The organism is Streptomyces zhaozhouensis (assembly GCF_900230195.1).
In the GTDB taxonomy this organism is placed as follows: Bacteria; Actinomycetota; Actinomycetes; order Streptomycetales; family Streptomycetaceae; genus Streptomyces; species Streptomyces zhaozhouensis.
This window is the reverse complement of sequence record NZ_OCNE01000004.1, coordinates 87,744-105,532: the sequence shown is the minus strand read 5'-3', so window position 1 is coordinate 105,532 and position 17,789 is coordinate 87,744. Positions and strand designations below refer to the sequence as shown.

The 17,789-nt window shown below is 75.3% G+C and carries 19 protein-coding genes; 6 read left to right on the top strand and 13 right to left on the bottom strand.

The annotated features are described in order from the left end of the window. Nucleotides 1-2 precede the first annotated feature (2 nt). A complete protein-coding gene (locus CRP51_RS08540) occupies nt 3-614 on the bottom strand; it encodes a response regulator transcription factor (protein ID WP_019431595.1) in 612 nt (203 codons plus the stop codon). 353 nt (nt 615-967) lie between these two features. Between CRP51_RS08540 and CRP51_RS08535 the strand changes: the two genes are divergently transcribed. Both CRP51_RS08535 and CRP51_RS08530 read left to right on the top strand, forming a co-directional pair. Continuing rightward, nucleotides 968-1,282, top strand: coding sequence for a WhiB family transcriptional regulator (locus tag CRP51_RS08535; protein ID WP_097230436.1), 315 nt, complete (start codon nt 968-970; stop codon nt 1,280-1,282). A gap of 51 nt (nt 1,283-1,333) precedes the next feature. After that, nucleotides 1,334-2,185 carry an SDR family NAD(P)-dependent oxidoreductase gene (locus CRP51_RS08530; RefSeq protein WP_097230435.1) on the top strand — a complete coding sequence of 284 codons (852 nt, stop codon included), beginning with the start codon at nt 1,334-1,336 and terminating at the stop codon, nt 2,183-2,185. A 108-nt stretch (nt 2,186-2,293) separates the two neighbouring features. Here CRP51_RS08530 and groL read toward each other — a convergent pair whose 3' ends face one another. From groL to CRP51_RS08515, 3 genes are all read right to left on the bottom strand, one after another. Next, nucleotides 2,294-3,919: a chaperonin GroEL gene (gene groL / locus CRP51_RS08525; protein ID WP_097230434.1), complete on the bottom strand. Its 1,626-nt coding sequence runs from the start codon at nt 3,917-3,919 to the stop codon at nt 2,294-2,296. Between the two features lie 194 nt (nt 3,920-4,113). Continuing rightward, complete coding sequence (gene groES, locus CRP51_RS08520) at nt 4,114-4,422, bottom strand: co-chaperone GroES (protein ID WP_097230433.1); 309 nt, start codon at nt 4,420-4,422, stop codon at nt 4,114-4,116. Between the two features lie 434 nt (nt 4,423-4,856). Next, the gene (locus CRP51_RS08515; protein WP_245880448.1) at nt 4,857-5,861 is read right to left on the bottom strand and encodes a polysaccharide deacetylase family protein; all 1,005 of its coding nucleotides are present in this window, start codon (nt 5,859-5,861) and stop codon (nt 4,857-4,859) included. A gap of 154 nt (nt 5,862-6,015) precedes the next feature. On the opposite strand from CRP51_RS08515, the gene CRP51_RS08510 reads away from it, so the two are divergent. After that, the gene (locus CRP51_RS08510) at nt 6,016-7,233 is read left to right on the top strand and encodes a class I SAM-dependent methyltransferase (protein WP_097230431.1); all 1,218 of its coding nucleotides are present in this window, start codon (nt 6,016-6,018) and stop codon (nt 7,231-7,233) included. A 15-nt stretch (nt 7,234-7,248) separates the two neighbouring features. On the opposite strand, the gene CRP51_RS08505 is transcribed toward CRP51_RS08510, so the two are convergent. Genes CRP51_RS08505 through tsaB form a run of 4 tightly spaced genes read right to left on the bottom strand, consistent with a single transcriptional unit; the run spans nt 7,249 to nt 9,812 of the window. After that, on the bottom strand, nt 7,249-7,500 hold the full coding sequence (locus tag CRP51_RS08505; RefSeq protein ID WP_097230430.1) for a hypothetical protein: 252 nt from the start codon (nt 7,498-7,500) through the stop codon (nt 7,249-7,251). Then, entirely contained in the window at nt 7,500-8,555 is a 1,056-nt protein-coding gene (tsaD, locus tag CRP51_RS08500; RefSeq protein ID WP_097230641.1) for a tRNA (adenosine(37)-N6)-threonylcarbamoyltransferase complex transferase subunit TsaD, read from the bottom strand. The genes CRP51_RS08505 and tsaD overlap by 1 nt, the downstream gene beginning before the upstream one ends. After that, entirely contained in the window at nt 8,548-9,132 is a 585-nt protein-coding gene (rimI, locus tag CRP51_RS08495) for a ribosomal protein S18-alanine N-acetyltransferase (RefSeq protein WP_097230429.1), read from the bottom strand. The genes tsaD and rimI overlap by 8 nt, the downstream gene beginning before the upstream one ends. After that, complete coding sequence (gene tsaB / locus CRP51_RS08490; RefSeq protein WP_097230428.1) at nt 9,129-9,812, bottom strand: tRNA (adenosine(37)-N6)-threonylcarbamoyltransferase complex dimerization subunit type 1 TsaB; 684 nt, start codon at nt 9,810-9,812, stop codon at nt 9,129-9,131. The genes rimI and tsaB overlap by 4 nt, the downstream gene beginning before the upstream one ends. A 164-nt stretch (nt 9,813-9,976) precedes the next feature. On the opposite strand from tsaB, the gene CRP51_RS08485 reads away from it, so the two are divergent. Continuing rightward, nucleotides 9,977-10,555: a hypothetical protein gene (locus tag CRP51_RS08485; RefSeq protein ID WP_097230427.1), complete on the top strand. Its 579-nt coding sequence runs from the start codon at nt 9,977-9,979 to the stop codon at nt 10,553-10,555. Between the two features lie 502 nt (nt 10,556-11,057). On the opposite strand, the gene tsaE is transcribed toward CRP51_RS08485, so the two are convergent. Genes tsaE through alr form a run of 3 tightly spaced genes read right to left on the bottom strand, consistent with a single transcriptional unit; the run spans nt 11,058 to nt 13,856 of the window. Next, a complete protein-coding gene (gene tsaE / locus CRP51_RS08480) occupies nt 11,058-11,588 on the bottom strand; it encodes a tRNA (adenosine(37)-N6)-threonylcarbamoyltransferase complex ATPase subunit type 1 TsaE (protein ID WP_097230426.1) in 531 nt (176 codons plus the stop codon). Continuing rightward, entirely contained in the window at nt 11,569-12,663 is a 1,095-nt protein-coding gene (locus CRP51_RS08475) for an alpha/beta fold hydrolase (RefSeq protein ID WP_097230425.1), read from the bottom strand. Before CRP51_RS08475 ends, tsaE begins: the two co-directional genes overlap by 20 nt. Before the next feature lie 2 nt (nt 12,664-12,665). Beyond that, nucleotides 12,666-13,856 carry an alanine racemase gene (gene alr / locus CRP51_RS08470; RefSeq protein ID WP_097230424.1) on the bottom strand — a complete coding sequence of 397 codons (1,191 nt, stop codon included), beginning with the start codon at nt 13,854-13,856 and terminating at the stop codon, nt 12,666-12,668. A gap of 110 nt (nt 13,857-13,966) precedes the next feature. On the opposite strand from alr, the gene CRP51_RS08465 reads away from it, so the two are divergent. Then, nucleotides 13,967-15,481, top strand: a complete 1,515-nt coding sequence (locus tag CRP51_RS08465; RefSeq protein WP_097230423.1) for an NAD(P)H-hydrate dehydratase — start codon at nt 13,967-13,969, stop codon at nt 15,479-15,481. 57 nt (nt 15,482-15,538) lie between these two features. Here CRP51_RS08465 and CRP51_RS08460 read toward each other — a convergent pair whose 3' ends face one another. Next, nucleotides 15,539-15,913 (bottom strand): holo-ACP synthase, encoded by a 375-nt coding sequence (locus CRP51_RS08460; RefSeq protein WP_097230422.1) that lies wholly within the window; start codon nt 15,911-15,913, stop codon nt 15,539-15,541. Next, nucleotides 15,910-16,629, bottom strand: coding sequence for a glutamine--fructose-6-phosphate aminotransferase (locus tag CRP51_RS08455; RefSeq protein WP_097230421.1), 720 nt, complete (start codon nt 16,627-16,629; stop codon nt 15,910-15,912). The genes CRP51_RS08460 and CRP51_RS08455 overlap by 4 nt, the downstream gene beginning before the upstream one ends. 71 nt (nt 16,630-16,700) lie before the next feature. Between CRP51_RS08455 and coaA the strand changes: the two genes are divergently transcribed. Next, the gene (gene coaA, locus CRP51_RS08450) at nt 16,701-17,702 is read left to right on the top strand and encodes a type I pantothenate kinase (protein ID WP_097230420.1); all 1,002 of its coding nucleotides are present in this window, start codon (nt 16,701-16,703) and stop codon (nt 17,700-17,702) included. Nucleotides 17,703-17,789 lie beyond the last annotated feature (87 nt).

Sequence of the window (17,789 nt, the reverse complement as noted above, 5' to 3'; positions counted from 1 at the left end):
GGTCAGCGGACCAGCCCCCACCGAAAACCCAAGGCCACGGCGTGTGCCCGGTCCGAGGCGCCGAGCTTCTTGAAAAGCCGGCGGGCGTGGGTCTTGACCGTGTCCTCGGAGAGAAACAACTCACGGCCGATCTCCGCGTTCGACCGGCCGTGGCTCATGCCCTCCAGCACCTGGATCTCCCGGGCGGTGAGCGTGGGCGCCGCACCCATGTCCGAGGACCGCAGCCGGCGGGGGGCCAGCCGCCAGGTCGGGTCGGCCAGGGCCTGGGTGACCGTGGCCCGCAGCTCGGCGCGTGAGGCGTCCTTGTGGAGATAGCCGCGGGCGCCGGCGGCGACGGCCAGGGCCACGCCGTCGAGGTCCTCGGCGACCGTCAGCATGATGATCCGGGCGCCCGGGTCGGCCGAGAGCAGTCGGCGGACCGTCTCGACACCGCCGAGTCCCGGCATCCGCACGTCCATCAGGATGAGGTCGGAGCGGTCGGCACCCCAACGGCGGAGGACCTCCTCGCCGTTCGCCGCCGTCGTGACCCGCTCGACGCCGGGCACGGTCGCGACCGCGCGACGGAGTGCCTCCCGGGCGAGCGGGGAGTCGTCGCAGACAAGGACAGAAGTCATGGCCGCCCTCCGCAGCTGATGCGCGTCACCTTGAGCCTCCAGGGAGTGTGATTCGTCGTCCTGGCGATTGACAGCCGCGCCAACCGCCTCCGCCCTCTCAACGACGGTCACCCGAAAGAGTTACGGCTTCCAACCTCGCAGCATCAGCACTGTACGTGACTGATCCATCACCCCGAAGCGGGGGTCCGGCAAACACGCCGGGGTTTGAGTTTTGCCCTATTTAGACCTTCTTTTCCGCTTTGACGTGTCTAAGGCTATATTCGGCTGGTAGTCATATTTACATCTACTTCCTGGGCTCCTCGCTGGCTCAAGGGCTGGTCGTGCCGACGACCCCGATGACGATGGGACATGCCATGGCAGATTTCTCCCGCCTACCCGGCCCCAACGCCGATCTGTGGGACTGGCAGTTGATGGCCGCCTGTCGGGGGGTGGACAGCTCGCTGTTCTTCCATCCCGAGGGGGAACGCGGGGCCGCGCGCAGCGCCCGGGAGGAGGCGGCGAAGGAGGTCTGCACCCGCTGCCCGGTGCGCACCGAGTGCGCGGCGCACGCCCTCTCCGTCCGCGAGCCCTACGGGGTCTGGGGCGGGCTCACGGAGGACGAGCGCGAGGAACTGCTGGGGCGGGCGCGGCGCGGACTCGCCGAGAGCGGCGCCGTGCGCCGCGCCTGAGGAGCGCGGGGCGGTGCGGACGCACCGCGACGCGGCCGCTACCGTCGCCCCATGACGACCGCATTGGTGACCGGGGCGAGCGCGGGGATCGGCGCGGCCTTCGCCCGCAGACTGGCCGGCGACGGCCTGGACCTGGTGCTGGTGGCCAGGGACGAGGAACGGCTGGCGGCCCAGGCCGCCGAGCTGGCCGAGCGCCACGGCGTCTCGGTGACGCCGCTGCCGGCGGACCTGGCCTCCGACGAGGGCGTCGAGGCGGTGGCCGCACGGCTCTCCGACGCCGACCGTCCGATCGACCTGCTGGTGAACAACGCCGGCTTCGGCCTGGGCGGCGGCTTTCTGCGCGCCTCCCTCGACGACGAGCTGCGGATGCTGCGGGTGCACTGCGAGGCCGTGCTGCGGCTGACCTCGGCCGCCGTGCCGGGGATGCGGGAGCGCGGACGCGGCGGGGTGGTCAACGTGGCCTCCGTCGCCGCGTTCGTGCCGCGCGGCACCTACGGCGCCTCGAAGGCGTGGGTGGTCAGGTTCACCGAGGGCGTCGCGCTGGAGCTGGCCGGCAGCGGGGTGCGGCTGATGGCGCTCTGCCCGGGGTTCGTGCGCACCGAGTTCCACCGGCGGGCCGAGATGGACATGACCTCGCTGCCCGGCTGGATGTGGCTCGACGCCGACCGGGTGGTGGCCGTCGCGATGCGGGACCTGGCCCGGCGGCGGGTGGTGAGCGTGCCGTACTTCCGCTACAAGGCGCTGCTGGGCGCGGCGAAGCTGCTGCCGGTCGGCGCGTTGGGGCGGGTCTCGGCGCGGGCCGGGCGGGAGTTCGGGCCGCGCCGGCGCGGCGAACGCCCCGGGGCGCTGGCCAGGCGGGCGGCGGCCCGCGACGCGTCGGCCTCCGGCCCGCGCCCCGAATAGGTCCGGGCGCGCGGTCCGGCGCGGAAACGGCGAACGGCCGGCCCCGGCACCCCTCGCGGGGCGCGGGACCGGCCGTCGTGCGCTCTGCCGGTCAGGCGGGCCGTGGGCTCAGTGGGAGTGCCCGTGGCCGTGGCCGGCGGCGGCCTCCGGCTCCTCTTCCTTCTTCTCCACCACGAGGGTCTCGGTGGTGAGCAGCAGCGAGGCGATGGACGCCGCGTTCTGCAGGGCGGAGCGGGTGACCTTGACCGGGTCGATCACGCCGTCCTTGACCAGGTCGCCGTAGGAGCCGGTGGCCGCGTTGTAGCCCTGGCCCTTGTCCAGCTCGGAGACCTTGGAGGTGATGACGTAGCCCTCCAGGCCCGCGTTCTCCGCGATCCAGCGCAGCGGCTCGACGGCGGCGCGGCGGACGATCGCCACGCCGGTGGCCTCGTCGCCGGTGCGGTCCAGGTCGTTCTCCAGGACCTTGGCCGAGTGGACCAGGGAGGCGCCGCCGCCGGGGACGATGCCCTCCTCGACCGCCGCGCGGGTGGCCGAGATGGCGTCCTCCAGACGGTGCTTCTTCTCCTTGAGCTCCACCTCGGTGGCGGCGCCGACGCGGATCACGCAGACACCGCCGGCGAGCTTGGCGAGGCGCTCCTGGAGCTTCTCGCGGTCCCAGTCGGAGTCGGTGGCGTCGATCTCGGCCTTGATCTGGGCGACCCGGTCCTGGATGGCGGCGGCGTCACCGGCGCCGTCCACGAGGGTGGTGTCGTCCTTGGTGACCGTGACGCGGCGGGCGGTGCCCAGCACCTCGAGGCCGACCTGGTCGAGCTTGAGGCCGACCTCCTCGGAGATCACGGTGCCACCGGTGAGGGTGGCCATGTCGCCGAGCATCGCCTTGCGGCGGTCGCCGAAGCCGGGGGCCTTGACCGCGACGGAGTTGAACGTGCCGCGGATCTTGTTGACCACCAGGGTGGAGAGGGCCTCGCCCTCGACGTCCTCGGCGATGATCAGCAGCGGGCGGGAGCCGCCGGACTGCATGATCTTCTCCAGCAGCGGCAGCAGGTCCTGGATGGACCCGATCTTGCCCTGGTGGATCAGGATGTACGGGTCGTCGAGGACGGCCTCCATGCGCTCCTGGTCGGTGACCATGTAGTGCGAGAGGTAGCCCTTGTCGAAGGCCATGCCCTCGGTGAAGTCCAGGTCGAGACCGAAGGTCTGCGACTCCTCGACGGTGATCACACCGTCCTTGCCGACCTTGTCCATGGCCTCGGCGATCAGCTCGCCGACACGCTTGTCCTGGGCGGACAGGGCGGCGACAGCGGCGATGTCCTCCTTGGAGTCGATCGGCCGGGCGCTGGCGCGCAGGTCGTCGGCGACGGCGGCCACGGCCGCGTCGATGCCGCGCTTCAACCCCGAGGGGGAGGCGCCGGCGGCGACGTTGCGCAGGCCCTCGCGCACGAGCGCCTGGGCGAGCACGGTCGCGGTGGTGGTGCCGTCACCAGCGATGTCGTTGGTCTTGGTCGCCACCTCCTTCACCAGCTGGGCGCCGAGGTTCTCGTACGGGTCCTCGGCCTCGACCTCGCGGGCGATGGTGACGCCGTCGTTGGTGATGGTCGGGGCGCCGAACTTCTTGTCGATCACGACGTTGCGGCCCTTGGGGCCGATGGTCACCTTGACCGCGTCCGCCAGCTGGTTGACGCCGCGCTCAAGGGCCCGACGGGCGTCCTCGTCGAATTTCAGGATCTTCGCCATGGGTCTTGGGTGTCCCTTAGTTCCTCTAGGAGTCAGGCCTCAGGGCCGTGGAGTCAGGCCGTGGAGTCAGGCCGCGGCCGTGGAGTCGGGGCCGCGAACGGGCCGCGAACGGGCCGCTCGCGTCAGACAGCGCCCCGGCCCCGGCAGCCGGTACGGCGCGGGTCCGGGGCGCGGTCTGACACAGGCGTCGCGTGTTACTTCTCGACGATGGCGAGAACGTCGCGGGCCGAGAGAACGAGGTACTCCTCGTTGTTGTACTTGACCTCGGTGCCGCCGTACTTGCTGTACAGCACGATGTCGCCGACCTTGACGTCGAGCGGCAGGCGGTTGCCGTCCTCGAAGCGGCCCGGGCCCACGGCCAGGACGGTGCCCTCCTGGGGCTTCTCCTTGGCGGTGTCAGGAATGACCAGGCCCGAGGCCGTGGTCTGCTCGGCGTCGAGCGGCTGGACCACGATGCGGTCCTCAAGCGGCTTGATGGCAACCTTGGAGCTGGCGGTCGTCACGATCCGACCTCCCCCTTCGGAGATCTCACGGGGTTTTCTAGGGCTGGATGGCGACCTGGTGGACCCGTCGTCGCGGGTGCCGAGTCCGCCTGTCGCGCGGTTGGCACTCCTTGAGTGAGAGTGCCAGCCACGAGAGTATGACGCGGTTAGCACTCAGTCAACTAGAGTGCCAATGAGGCGCCGTCCGGCGGGTTTCGGAGCGACCACGGAGCCGGGGGGCGGGCGGGGCGACCACGGAACCGGGGGGCGGGGGCGGTCGTCGGCCCCGGGCGCGCGAGGGTTGCTCGCGCAGTTCCCCGCGCCCCCTCTGTCCCCCCGGGAACGCCGTTACCCGCGGGATGCCGGGCGGGGCGACCAGGGGCGCGCGAGGGTTGCTCGTGCGGGTCCCCGCGCCCCCTCCGTCCCGCGTCCCTTCGGACTTGGCTGGGGTGGCGTCAGAGGTAGTCCTCCAGGCGGGCGATGGCGAAGCCCTGGTCGGTGGCGGCGTCCACCAGTCGCCGGACCATGTCGGTCATCGCCGCGTCCCACTCCGCCTCGCCCCGGAAGTGCGTGAGCACGATGTCCCCGGGGTGGAACTTCTTGTCCGCCCGCCCGTACTCGATCCGGTCGGGGAACGCCTCGGACGCCCACAGCGGCACGACCTCGATCCCGCAGTCGGCCGCCGCGCGGAGCGTGGCCTCGTCGTAGGCGCCGTACGGCGGCCGGAACAGCTTCGGGCGGTGGCCCAACTCCCTTTCCATGTTGTCCTGTTGTCCACAGATCTCGGCGCGCTGGGCGGCCTCGTCCAGGGTGTTCATCTGCCGGTGGTTGATCGCGTGGTTGTGCATCGCGAAGCCCTCGCGCTGGGCCTCGCGGAAGTAGCCGTAGTCGGCACGGGCCACCTCGTCGGAGAGGAAGCCGCTCATCGGGATGTCGAGCGAGCGCAGCATCCGCAGCAGCGCGGGGTCCTTCTCCTCGCCGTCGTCGACCGTGAGGAAGATGACCTTCTCGTCCGTCGGGACCTGGACGATCACCGGGGGCAGGCCCTCGCCCACGATGTGCCCCGGCTCGGTGGTCAGCTTCGGCTTCTTCTCGGGGGGCGCGGGTGCGCGCAACGGCGCGCGGCGCAGTTTCCAGTCCTTGGCGGCCGCCCCCCGGCGCGCTTCGGCGCGTTGGAGCTCCTGGGCGTACGCCTGGAGTGAACGCGCGATGTCGGGCGCCTGCACCCGCTGCGCCACGCCCCGGAAGGCTCCGTTGACGGGGCTCGCGACCTCCGCCGCCAGCGGGCGCCACCGGGGGTCGTCCGAGGACGGTCCCGCGTCCGAGGGCGGCGGCAGGCCGACGCCCGAGCAGACCACGGCGAGCACACCGGCCCCGGCCAACGCCCCGTACCGCCGCAGCCGCGCGGTGACCGCCGGGGGCGGCCCGCCGGCCATGCCCGCCAACCGGCGCGCGGGCATCACGCGGGGGCGTGCGTGACGGGGAGCGCGGGCGCGCCCCCCAAGCCAAGTCCGCCAATAATTTTGTACTACTTGTCGGATTAGCTTCATGGTTCGGGATCGTGCCACCGGGAAGGACCACTCCCCCGCAGGCCCCACCGGGCGTCCGGGCAGAATGACCCGGGTGGCCCCACCCCCAGCGACCTCGGCGGAGTCCGAGCGACCCGACGCCCCAGCCGCCTTCGCGGCCCTGCTCACCGAGCGGGGACAACAGCTTCTGGAACGGGTGCGCGAGGTCACCCCGGCCGAGGAGTTGGCCGTCGCCACCCGGCTGCGCAGGGAGCACCCGCCCGCACTGGTCGCGGCGGCGTTGGGTCAGGCGCGGCTGCGGCAGCGCGCGGTCGCCAAGTTCGGCGACCGCGCGGCGGCGATGTACTTCACCCCCGACGGCCTCGAACAGGCCACCAGGACCGCCGTCGCCGACTGGCGCGCGCGGCGCCTCGCGCGCGCCGGCGCGCGACGGGTCGCCGACCTGTGCTGCGGCATCGGCGGCGACGCGCTCGCGCTGGCCGAGGCCGGGCTCACGGTGCTCGCCGTCGACCGTTCCCCGCTGACCCGCGCCGTCGCCGAGGCCAACGCGGCGGCGCTCGGCCTGGCCGACCGGATCGAGGTGCGGGAGGCGGCCGTCGAGGACGTCGCGCTGGACGACTTCGACACGGTCTTCGTCGACCCCGCGCGGCGCGGCGGCCGGGGCCGGGTCTTCGACCCGGCGGCCTACTCACCGCCGCTGTCCTGGGCCGTTCGGACGGCCGCCCGGATGCCGAACGCCGCGCTGAAGATCGCGCCCGGCGTGCCGCACGAGGCGATCCCCGCCGAGGCCGAGGCCGAGTGGGTCTCGCACCGGGGCGAGGTGAAGGAGGCGGTGCTGTGGTTCGGCGGCGACGCCGCGCCCGGCACCCGCAGGGCCACCCTGCTGCCCGGCGGCCACTCGCTGACCGGGACGCCGGAGCCGGCGCCCGTCGGCGCCCCCGGGCGCTGTCTGTACGAGCCGGACGGCGCGGTCATCAGGGCCGGTCTCGTGGGCGAGGTGGCCGAGGCGATCGACGGCCGGCTGGTCGACGCGAGCATCGCCTATCTGACCACCGACGCGCCCGCGCCCACCCCGTACGCCACCGGTTACGAGATCACCGACGTGCTCCCGTTCCACCTCAAGCGGCTGCGGGCGCTGCTGCGCGAACGGGGCGTCGGCACGCTCACGGTCAAGAAGCGCGGCTCCGCGATCAGCCCGGAGGAGCTGCTGCGCCGCGTGCGGCCCAGCGGGCCGAACGCCGCGACCGTCTTCCTCACCAGGGTCGCCGGCGCCCCCACCATGATCCTCGGCCGGCCGCTGTAGCCCCCGGGGGCGTTCTCAGGGGTCGACCGGGGTGAACCGCCAGCGGTGCGGCGGGCGGGCCACCAACTCCTCGGGAGGCTCCGGCAGTTCGGGGGGCTCGGCGACGTGCTCCGGCCACCAGGTGATCACCAGCACCCGGTCCTGGGGCGCGGTGAACGTCTCCCGCCGCTCCGGCGCCGGGTCAAGCGACCGGGCGCGGGCCCACTCCAGCAGCGCGGCACCGCGCCCCGGCGCCGCCTTCGCCTCCCACATCAGCGCCGACGCCATCAGCCCGGCTCCCCCGCCGGCACCAGCGGCTCCGTCACCGGCAGCGAGGAGTCGGCCGGCAGGTCGAGCGCCGAGGCCGGGCGGTTCCGCGCCACCATCTCGGCGCCCAGCGCCGCCACCATCGCGCCGTTGTCCGTGCACAGCCCCGGCCTCGGCACCCGCAGCGTGATGCCGGCGGCGGCGCAGCGCTCCTCTGCCATGGCGCGCAGCCGGGTGTTGGCCGCCACCCCGCCGCCGATCATCAGATGGTCGACGCCCTGCTCGCGGCAGGCGCGGACGGCCTTGCGGGTCAGCACGTCCGTGACCGCCTCCTGGAACGAGGCCGCCACGTCGGCCACCGGCACCTCGACGCCGGCCCGCCGCTGCGCCTCGACCCACCGCGCCACCGCCGTCTTCAGCCCGGAGAACGAGAAGTCGAACGGCGCGTCGCGCGGACCCGTCAGGCCACGCGGGAAGGCGATCGCCCCCGGGTCGCCGTCCCGGGCCCGGCGGTCGATGGCGGGACCGCCGGGGAAGCCGAGCCCGAGGACGCGGGCGACCTTGTCGAACGCCTCGCCCGCCGCGTCGTCGATGGTGGCGCCCAACGGCCGGACGTCCGTGGTGATGTCCGGCGCCAGCAGCAGCGAGGAGTGCCCGCCGGAGACCAGCAGCGCCATCGTCGGCTCGGGCAGCCGCCCGTGCTCCAACTGGTCGACGCAGATGTGCGAGGCGAGATGGTTCACCCCGTAGAGCGGCTTGTCCAGCGCGTAGGCGTACGCCTTGGCGGCCGAGACCCCCACCAGCAGCGCCCCGGCGAGTCCCGGGCCGGCGGTGACCGCGATCCCGTCCAGGTCGGTGGCGCGCACGCCCGCGCGGGCGAGGGCCCGCTCGATGGTCGGGACCATCGCCTCCAGATGCGCGCGGCTGGCGATCTCGGGGACCACACCGCCGTAGCGCGCGTGGTCGTCCACACTGGACGCGACGACGTCGGCCAGCAGCGTGGTGCCCCGCACCACGCCGACGCCCGTCTCGTCGCAGGAGGTCTCGATACCGAGGACCAGCGGCTCGTCAGCCATCCTCGCGCCCCCCACCGTTCACGGCCTCTCCCTTCACTGCCCGCACGGAAACGTTCTCCCGGGTCGGCTCCGGCCCCGACGCGGCCTCGGTGGCCAGTTCCCTGCGCATCACCAGGGCGTCCCGGTTCCCCGGCTGGTAGTAGCCGCGCCGCACGCCCACCTGACGGAAGCCGAAGCGCCGGTAGAGACGCTTGGCCGGCTCGTTGTCCACCCGGACCTCCAGCATCACCGCCGCGCAGCCGAACGCCCCGGCGGCGCCGAGCATCCGGGCCAGCAGCCGGCCGCCGAGGCCGGTGCCCTGGTGGGCGCCGGCGACGCCGATGGTCATCACCTCGCCGGTGTCCCCGGCGACGCCGAGGCCCGCGTAGCCGGCGAGGCCGACCTCGCCCGGGGCCTCGGCCACCACGTACTCCCTGGTCGGCGCCGGGCCGGTCGCGCCGGCCAGCTCCGCCCAGAGCATCCCGGCCGACCAGGCGTCCTGCGCGAACAGCTCCGCCTCCAGGGCCAGCACCGGCTCGATGTCCCACCAGCGCATGGGGCGCAGCTCGACGCCTCCGGGGCTGTCCGGCGCGGTCATCGCCCACCGCCCGCGTCCGCCGGCGTGACCGCCTTGTAGCCCGCCGGCTCGCGCGCGTCGGGACGGCGCAGATACAGGGGCGTGGGCGCGTCCAACGGCTCGCCGGCGGCCAACCGGCGCGCGGCGACCGCCGCGAGCGCCCCGGCAGAGGCGTGCGCCGGCAGATCGGCGCGCACGCCGGGGAACGCCTCCGGATAGAGCGCCGCGCCCGCGCCCAACGCGGGCCGGCCGGCGACCCGTTCGGCGATCTCCGCCGGCCGGTCGACGGCCGGGCCGCCGACCCTGGTGTGGGCGTCGGCGTACTCGGCCCAGTACACCTCCTTGCGGCGGGCGTCCGTGGCCACCACGAACGGCTCCCGCAGCCCGCCGGCGTGCGCCAGACCGTCGAGGGTGCAGACGCCGTACACGGGCAGGTCCCTGGCGGCGCCCAGCGCGGCGGCCGTCACCAGGCCGACGCGCAGCCCCGTGTAGGGGCCGGGCCCGGTGCCGACGACCAACGCGCCGACGTCGCCGAGCCCCCGACCGGCCTCGGTCAGCACCGCGTCGACGGAGGGCATCAGCAGCTCCCCGTGGCGGCGCGCGTCCACCCGCTCCCGCGCGGCGAGCACCCGGCCCGCCTCGGCGTCGAAGAGGGCGACGGTGACGGCGGGGGTCGCGGTGTCCAAGGCGAGCAGCAGCACGCGGCAAGCCTACGGCGCCCGCGCGGTGTCCCCGTCTCCTGGTAGCTTCGGTGGGTGGGGCCCGCGCTGGCCCCGGCCGTTCCGGTCACCGACCGGTGCGGGGCAGACCCCAGGTTGAGCCGGTCGGGAAGCCGGCCCACGTCGCGAAAGGCGGCACCGACACCGTGGCGCGCCACACCTCAGGTTCAGGTTCCGCGGTCTTCGTCGCCGCGTTGACCGCGCTCGCCCTCGCCGTCGTCGGCTTCTTCGCCTACCAGGCCTCGGCCTCCGACAGCTGGCCCCCGCCGCACCGCGCCACCCCCACGCCGGAGGAGACCGACGACGAGGCGGGCGGCGACGACGAGCAGGCGGCCGAGCAGCCGCCGCTGCCGGCCGAGTCCGGCGAGGGCCGCCGGGTGGTCTACGCGTTGGAGCAGCGGCGGGTCTGGCTGGTCGACGACGAGGAGAGCGTGCTCTCCACCCACGAGGTCTTCCCCAGCGCCCTCCACCCCCAGCCCGGCACCTACGCGGTCAGCTCGCGCTCGGAGCGCGGCACCGGCTCGGACGGCGTGGCGATGGAGCACGCGGTGGTCTTCCATGTCTCGGACGAGGGAACGGTCTTCGGCTTCTCCGCCGCGTTGGACGGCTCGACGCCGGAGCCGGGGGCGGCCCAGGGCACCGGCGGCATCCGCCAGTCCCGCCAGGACGGCGCCATGATGTGGGACTTCGCCCGCGACGGCATCCCGGTCATCGTCGTCCCCTGACCGCCGGCCACCTCACCGGTGCGGCACCGGCGCACCTCGCCGGTGCGGCACCGCAGTCGTCTCACGCCCGCCACCCATGCACCGCGCAGTTCCCCGCGCCCCCAAACCGCCCACCGGCATCGAAGGGGCGCGGGGAACTGCGCGAGCAACCACACACCGGGGCGAGGACGACAACCCACCCAGCCAGCCAGGACCGCAGTCGTCCGCACCCCGCCACCCACGCACCGCGCAGTTCCCCGCGCCCCCAAACCGCCCACCGGCATCGAAGGGGCGCGGGGAACTGCGCGAGCAACCACACACCGAGGCGAGGACGACAACCCACCCAGCCAGCCAGGACCGCAGTCGTCCGCACCCCGCCACCCACGCACCGCGCAGTTCCCCGCGCCCCCAAACCGCCCACCGGCATGGAAGGGGCGCGGGGAACTGCGCGAGCAACCACACACCGAGGCGAGGACGACAACCCGCCCACACCACGCACACGAGCAGTCGCGACCCGCCGCGCTCAGCCCAGCGCCGCGCCCAGCGCCGCGCCCAGGTCGACGCCGTGCCAGCGCGCGCCGACCCCGCGCAGTTCCACCACGCGCGGGTCCCGCCCGTCCGGGCCCCCCTCGGCCTCCGTCGCCGCGCGGTGGATCACCACGTGGAGCCGGTCCTCGGCCAGTTCCTCCACCCGGTCCTCGCCCCACTCCACGACGACCACCGACTCCGGCAGCGCCACGTCGAGGTCCAGGTCCTCCATCTCCTCAAGACCGCCACCCAGCCGGTAGGCGTCCACGTGCACCAGCGGCGGCCCGCCGGCCAGCGACGGGTGGACCCGGGCGATGACGAACGTCGGCGAGGTGACCGCGCCGCGCACGCCGAGACCCTCGCCCAGGCCACGGGTCAGCGTCGTCTTGCCCGCGCCCAGGTCGCCGCTGAGCAGCACCAGGTCCCCCGGGCGCAGCAGCCCGGCCAGGCGTCTGCCCAGCTCCACCATCAGCTCGGCGGTCTCCACCTCGTGGCTGAGGCGCGGTTCAGTCAGCGGTCGGCCCATGGCACCCGATGCTACGGGTGAGCAGCTCCACCAACCGCGCGGTCACCGCCTCCGGCTCCTCCAGCAGCACCAGATGGCCCGCGCCCGGCAGCGTCGTGAACTCGGCCGCCGGCAGCGCGGAGGCGATGCGTCCGCTGTGCTCGGGCGGGGTGATCTCGTCCCGGTCGCCGACCAGCACCAGCACGGGCAGGTCCTCGGAGAGCGTGTGCAGGGTGGTCAGCGCCTCCCACGTGGCGTGCTCGGCGAACGCCGGGTAGAACTCGGCGACCACGTCGATCGGCACCGACTCGATCAGCCGCTCCGCGAACCTGGCGACCGCCGGGTCGACCGTCTCCGGGTCGCCGAAGGAGTAGCGACGGATCAGCCCGGCGTACAGGTCGCCGACCGCGCGCCGGCCGCGTTCCACCAGCTCGGCCTGGGAGCCGAGCGCCCGCAGCACCCCGGGCGCGGCCCGGCGCGCGGCGCGGACCACCGGCGCGGGGAAGCCGTAGTCCACCTGCGCCAGGTCGCCCGCCGAGGTGGCGAGCAGCGCGACACCCGCGACCCGGCGGGCGACGTAGTCGGGGTGCCGCTCGACCAGCGACATCACCGTCATACCGCCCATCGAGTGCCCCACCAGCACCACGGGCCCCTCCGGGGCCGCCGCGTCCAGCACCGCCCGCAGGTCGCGTCCCAACTGACGGATGTGCAACGGCTCCCCGCGCTCCCGTTGCGCGCGCCCCGGCGCGGAACGGCCGTGCCCGCGCTGGTCCCAGTAGACGGCGCGCACCCGGCCGCGCAGCGCGGCGCGCTGGAAGTGCCAGACGTCCTGGTTGAGGCAGTAGCCGTGGCAGAAGACCACGGTGCCCGCCGCGCCGCCCGGCGCCTCCTCGACCTCGTAGTGGAGCTCGGTGCCGTCGTCCGCGAACGCCGTCCCCGGCTCCCCGCGCAGCGTGCCGAACGGTCCGGCCGCGTCCAGCGCCTCCCGCGCCTGCCGGCGCACCGAACGGCTCACCGTCAGCCGTTCCACCGCCACCGTGGTGGCCACCGCCCCCAGCGCGAGCCCGGCCAGCCCCGCCCTCGTCGCCCAACGCATCGTCAGTCCACCGGCTCCCTCGGGTCCGGCTCGACCCCGTGGTAGACCCGGGGCACCCGGGGGCCGATCCGGGTGACGATCTCGTAGCCGATGGTGCCGACCGCGCGCGCCCAGTCCTCGGCCGTCGGCTCGCCCCCGTCGCCCGGCCCGAAGAGCACCGCCTCGTCGCCGACCTCGGCGACGTCCCCGCCGAGGTCCACCACGAACTGGTCCATCGCCACCCGCCCGGCGACCGTCCGCCACTTCCCGGCGACCAGCACCGGGCCGGAGCCGGAGGCGTGCCGGGGAACGCCGTCCGCGTAGCCGGCGCCGACCAGCGCCAGGGTCGTGGGGCCCGGCGTCGTGTAGTGGTGCCCGTAGGAGACACCGTGGCCGCCGGGCACCCGCTTGACCTGGGCGAGCGGGGCGCGCAGCGTCATCACCGGGCGCAGCCCGAAGTCCTCGGGGGTGCCCACCTCGGCCGAGGGCGACAGGCCGTAGACGGAGACCCCGGTGCGCACCAGGTCGTAGTGCGCCTCGGGGAGGGTCAACGTGCCCGGCGAGTTCGCCAGATGGCGCACCTCGGGGGTGAGCCCCGCCGCCTCGGCCGCCGCGACCGCCTCGGCGAACGCGGCCAGTTGGGGCGCGATCGACGGATGCCCCGGCTCGTCGGCACACGCCAGATGCGACCAGACGCCCGTCACCCGCACGTCCCCCGCGGCCTCGGCGGCGCGCGCCGCCGCGACCAGCGCGGGCCAGTCGGCGGGCGGCGCGCCGTTGCGGCCAAGGCCGGTGTCGGCCTTCAGCTGCACCCGGGCCGGACGGCCGGCGGCGCGCGCGGCGGCGACCGCGAGGTCCAGCGCCCACCGGCCGCTGACCGAGACGTCGACGTCCGCCGCGACCGCCTCCCGCCAGGGCCCGTCCGGCGTCCACAGCCAGCACAGCACGGGACCCGTGTCACCGGCCGCGCGCAGCGCCAGCGCCTCCCACGGGGTCGCGGTGCCCAGCCAACGCGCCCCCGCCCGCCGCGCGGCGACGGCGCAGGGCACCATGCCGTGGCCGTAGCCGTCGGCCTTGACCACGGCCATCAGCGCCGCCCCGCCGGTCAGGCGGCGGCGCAGGGCGCGCACGTTGGCACGCAGCGCGGCGAGGTCGATGTCCGCGCGCAGGGGCGGCCCCTCGCCCGGTCCCCCTGCGGTCACATGGTCGTTCATCGCCCCCAGTGTCGCAGCACACCCACCGGGGCCCGACCGTCGACCGGCCATGCCGGCGTTCCTGACGCGCCGACAGCCGAAGCGGAACGCGCCTGGGCGAGACTGGGGCCATGAGGACCGCATACCGCGTGGAGACCGTGCGCGCCGCCGAGCGCGCGCTGCTGGACCGGCTTCCCGAGGGCGCGCTGATGGACCGCGCCGCCGCCGCGCTGGCCGCCGCCTGCGCCGGAACGCTCCGCGCCCGGCGCGGCCGGCTGGCCGGCGCCCGGGTGGTGGCGCTGGTCGGCGGCGGCGACAACGGCGGCGACGCGCTGCTGGCCGCCGCCCGGCTGGCGCGGCGCGGCGTCGGCGTCACGGCCGTGCTACTGGCGCCGGACCGCGCGCACCCGCGCGGGCTGGCCGCGCTGCGGGCGGCCGGCGGGCGCGCGTCGGCCCTGGCGGACACGGCGAGCGAGGCGTTGGACGCGCTGCTGGGCCGCGCCTGCCTGGTGCTGGACGGCATCACCGGCATCGGCGGGCGCGGCGGACTGCGCCCGGCCGCCGCCGAGTTGGCGGAACGGGTGACGGCCGCCGGCGTCCCGGTCGTCGCCGTCGACCTGCCCAGCGGTGTCGACGCCGACAGCGGCGAGGTCGAGGGGCCGGTGCTGCCGGCCGCGCTCACCGTCACGTTCGGGGCGCTGAAGCCGGGGCTGCTGATCGCCCCGGCGCGCGACCACGCGGGCGAGGTGCGGCTGGTGGACATCGGGCTGGGCCCGCTGCTGCCCGCCGCGCCGGACGTCGCCGCGTTGACCACCGCCGAGGTCGCCGCGCTGCTGCCCCGGCCGACCGGCGAGAGCGACAAGTACCGGCGCGGGGTGCTCGGCGTGGCCGCCGGCTCGCCGCGCTACCCGGGCGCGGCGGTGCTCACCGTCGGCGGCGCGCTGCGCGGCGGGGTCGGCGCGGTCCGCTACGCGGGCCCGGCCGGCGACGCGGTGATCGCCCGCCACCCGGAGACGCTGGTCAGCCACGGCACCCCGGCCGAGGCGGGCCGGGTGCAGGCGTGGGCGGCGGGCCCCGGCCTCGGCGACGACCCGCGCCGCGAACGGGTCGTCGCCGAGGTGCTGGCCGCCGACGTTCCGCTGCTGCTGGACGCGGACGCGCTGCGCGGCCTCGACCCGGCGCGGGTCCGCGCCCGTTCGGCGCCGACGCTGCTCACCCCGCACGCCGGGGAGGCGGCCGCGCTGCTCGGCGCGGAGCGCGAACGGGTGGAGGCGCGGCGGCTGGCGTCCGTCCGCGCACTGGCCGAACGCTTCGGCGCGACCGTGCTGTTGAAGGGCTCGACGACGGTGGTCGCCGCCCCCGAGGGACCGGTGCTGGTGAACGAGACGGGCACGCCGTGGCTGGCGACCGCGGGCAGCGGGGACGTGCTGACCGGCCTGGTCGGCGGGCTGCTGGCCGCCGGCCTCGCCCCGCGCGACGCGGCCGCCGCCGGCGCGCACCTGCACGGCCTCGCCGGCCGCGCGGCGGCCCCGCCGCCCTCCGCGACGACGGTCACGGACGCGCTGCCCGAGGTGTGGCGGCGGCTGCTCGCGGAGCGCGCCGGCAGGTCGCCGAGGGGCGCGGGGAACCGCGCGGCGCGTCCGTGACGGGCCGCGGACGCCCCGGCACCCGCGCCACCCCGGTGGGTCGTCGGGTGCGGTGACTCACTCCCGCGCCTCGGCGATGACGACCGCCGAGGCCACCCCCGCGTCGTGGCTGAGGGACACGTGCCAGCCCGTCACGCCCAGCTCCGCCGCGCGGGCCGCGACCGTGCCGCGCACCTCGAGGCGCGGACGCCCCGAGTCCTCCTGCACCACCTCCGCGTCCGTCCAGCGCAGGCCGCCCGGCGCCCCCAGCGCCTTCGCCAGCGCCTCCTTCGCCGCGAACCTGGCCGCCAACGACGCGACGCCGCGCCGTTCCCCGCTCGGCAGCAGCAGCTCCGCGTCGACGAAGAGGCGCCGCGCCAGCTCCGGCGTCCGTTCCAGCGAAGCGGCGAACCGCTCGATCTCCGCCACGTCGATGCCCACCCCGACGATCATGCGCGCAGCACGCCCCCCTCGGCGTCGGTGACCTCGCACCGCACGTCGTCCCACTCCCGGCGCACCACCACGACCTGCTCGCCCGGGGTACCGGCCAGCGAGATGACCTCGCGGGGCGGCCGCGCCGCCCAGGCCGACTCGTCCGAGGCGAGCAGCGCCTCCCCCGCGTCGAGCCCCACCGCCAGCGGCAGGCCGCGCCGGGCGGCGACGACCGTGTCGGGGGCGTCGGCGTGCAGCGCCAGCAGCGCGAAGTCGCCCTCCAGCGCGCGGCACAGCTGGCGCGTCGCCTCCGCCGGCTCGTACGCCGAGGAGAACGCCTCGGCCAGCAGCCGCGCCACCACCTCCCCGACGCCGCCGGTGCGCAGCGCGTGGCCGCGTTCGGTCAACTCGGCGGCGAGCGCCGGCCCGTTGGACGGCTCGCCCAGCACGGCGACGGCCACCCGGCCGGCCTCGTCGAGCTGCGGCCCGGCCTCGCCGGGCGGCCCCTCGGCGCGGCGGCTGAGGCCGATGCCGCTGCCGGCGGTGGGAAGCGGACGGCCGCGCAGCGCCGTCGTCAGGGCGGGCAGCGACTCGGCCGCGGGGGAACACGCCAACCCGCCGTCCGCCAGCACCGCCACGCCGCAGGCGTCGTGCTCGGGCGCGCGCACCCGGCCGAGCTGGGCCAGCACCACGTCGAGGGCGGACTGGACACCCGTGTACCCCACGATCCCGCACATGCCGGCAGGGTATCGGGGCGCCCGCACGGGGCGCCAAGCCGGACGGAACAAGCGGACGGAACAATGAGGGCGTGGCAACCTCACCCTCCGAGCACCCCCGACGCCCCGCGACCCCGGGCACCCCCGGCCCCCAGGGACGTTCCGCGCGTTCCGCGCGCCCCAGCCCCTACGTGGACCTCTCCCGCGCCGACTGGAGCCGGCCCAGGGACCGTTCCGCCTCGCCGCTCAGCGCCGAGCAGGTGGAACGGCTGCGCGGCCTGGGCGACGTGATCGACCTGACCGAGGTCCGGGACGTCTACCTCCCGCTCTGCGACCTGCTGCGGCTGCACATCGACGCGGCCCGCCAGCTGCGCGCCAGGGTCGGCGGCTTCCTCGGCGGGCCGCAGCCGCCGACGCCGTTCGTCGTCGGCATCGCGGGCAGCGTGGCGGTCGGCAAGTCGACGGTGGCGCGGCTGCTGCGCGCGCTGCTGGCCCAGGGCCCCGAGGGGTACCGGGTCGCGCTGGTGCCGACGGACGGGTTCCTGCTGCCCAACGCCGAGCTGGAACGACGCGGGCTGATGCGCCGCAAGGGCTTCCCCGAGTCCTACGACCGGCGCGCGCTGACCCGCTTCGTCGCCGAGGTGAAGTCCGGCCGGCCCGAGGTGAGCGCCCCGGTCTACTCCCATCTGGTGTACGACATCGTGCCGGGCGAACGGGAGACCGTGGAACGGCCCGACATCCTGATCCTGGAGGGGCTCAACGTCCTCCAGCAGCCACCGCCCGGACGCGTCGGGGTCGCCGACTACTTCGACTTCTCGGTCTATGTCGACGCCCGCGTCGGCGACATCGAGTCCTGGTACCTGGAACGCTTTCTGGCGCTGCGCGCCACCGCGTTCCAGGACCCGCTCTCGTACTTCCGCAAGTACGCGGAGATCTCCCAGGAGGCGGCGCTGGACTTCGCGCGGAACATCTGGCGCGAGGTCAACGGCCCCAACCTCGTCGACAACATCGCCCCCACGAGGGGCCGCGCCTCCCTGGTGCTGCGCAAGGGCCCCGATCACACGGTCCAGGGCCTCCGCCTGCGCAAGCTGTGATCCTTCTCGCGGGGGCGACCACCCACCCGACCGGTGCACGTGGTTGGTCGTCCGCGCCCCGCCACGAAGGCACCGCGCCCCCCAGCC

What these genes read in the sequence shown, in the direction of transcription:
- CRP51_RS08540 (WP_019431595.1), bottom strand. Translation starts at nt 614, where the DNA reads ATGACTTCTGTCCTTGTCTGCGACGACTCCCCGCTCGCCCGGGAGGCA.
- CRP51_RS08535 (WP_097230436.1), top strand. Translation starts at nt 968, where the DNA reads ATGGCAGATTTCTCCCGCCTACCCGGCCCCAACGCCGATCTGTGGGAC.
- CRP51_RS08530 (WP_097230435.1), top strand. Translation starts at nt 1,334, where the DNA reads ATGACGACCGCATTGGTGACCGGGGCGAGCGCGGGGATCGGCGCGGCC.
- groL (WP_097230434.1), bottom strand. Translation starts at nt 3,919, where the DNA reads ATGGCGAAGATCCTGAAATTCGACGAGGACGCCCGTCGGGCCCTTGAG.
- CRP51_RS08515 (WP_245880448.1), bottom strand. Translation starts at nt 5,861, where the DNA reads ATGCCCGCGCGCCGGTTGGCGGGCATGGCCGGCGGGCCGCCCCCGGCG.
- CRP51_RS08510 (WP_097230431.1), top strand. Translation starts at nt 6,016, where the DNA reads ATGACCCGGGTGGCCCCACCCCCAGCGACCTCGGCGGAGTCCGAGCGA.
- CRP51_RS08505 (WP_097230430.1), bottom strand. Translation starts at nt 7,500, where the DNA reads ATGGCGTCGGCGCTGATGTGGGAGGCGAAGGCGGCGCCGGGGCGCGGT.
- tsaD (WP_097230641.1), bottom strand. Translation starts at nt 8,555, where the DNA reads ATGGCTGACGAGCCGCTGGTCCTCGGTATCGAGACCTCCTGCGACGAG.
- rimI (WP_097230429.1), bottom strand. Translation starts at nt 9,132, where the DNA reads ATGACCGCGCCGGACAGCCCCGGAGGCGTCGAGCTGCGCCCCATGCGC.
- tsaE (WP_097230426.1), bottom strand. Translation starts at nt 11,588, where the DNA reads ATGGGCCGACCGCTGACTGAACCGCGCCTCAGCCACGAGGTGGAGACC.
- CRP51_RS08475 (WP_097230425.1), bottom strand. Translation starts at nt 12,663, where the DNA reads ATGCGTTGGGCGACGAGGGCGGGGCTGGCCGGGCTCGCGCTGGGGGCG.
- alr (WP_097230424.1), bottom strand. Translation starts at nt 13,856, where the DNA reads ATGAACGACCATGTGACCGCAGGGGGACCGGGCGAGGGGCCGCCCCTG.
- CRP51_RS08465 (WP_097230423.1), top strand. Translation starts at nt 13,967, where the DNA reads ATGAGGACCGCATACCGCGTGGAGACCGTGCGCGCCGCCGAGCGCGCG.
- CRP51_RS08460 (WP_097230422.1), bottom strand. Translation starts at nt 15,913, where the DNA reads ATGATCGTCGGGGTGGGCATCGACGTGGCGGAGATCGAGCGGTTCGCC.
- CRP51_RS08455 (WP_097230421.1), bottom strand. Translation starts at nt 16,629, where the DNA reads ATGTGCGGGATCGTGGGGTACACGGGTGTCCAGTCCGCCCTCGACGTG.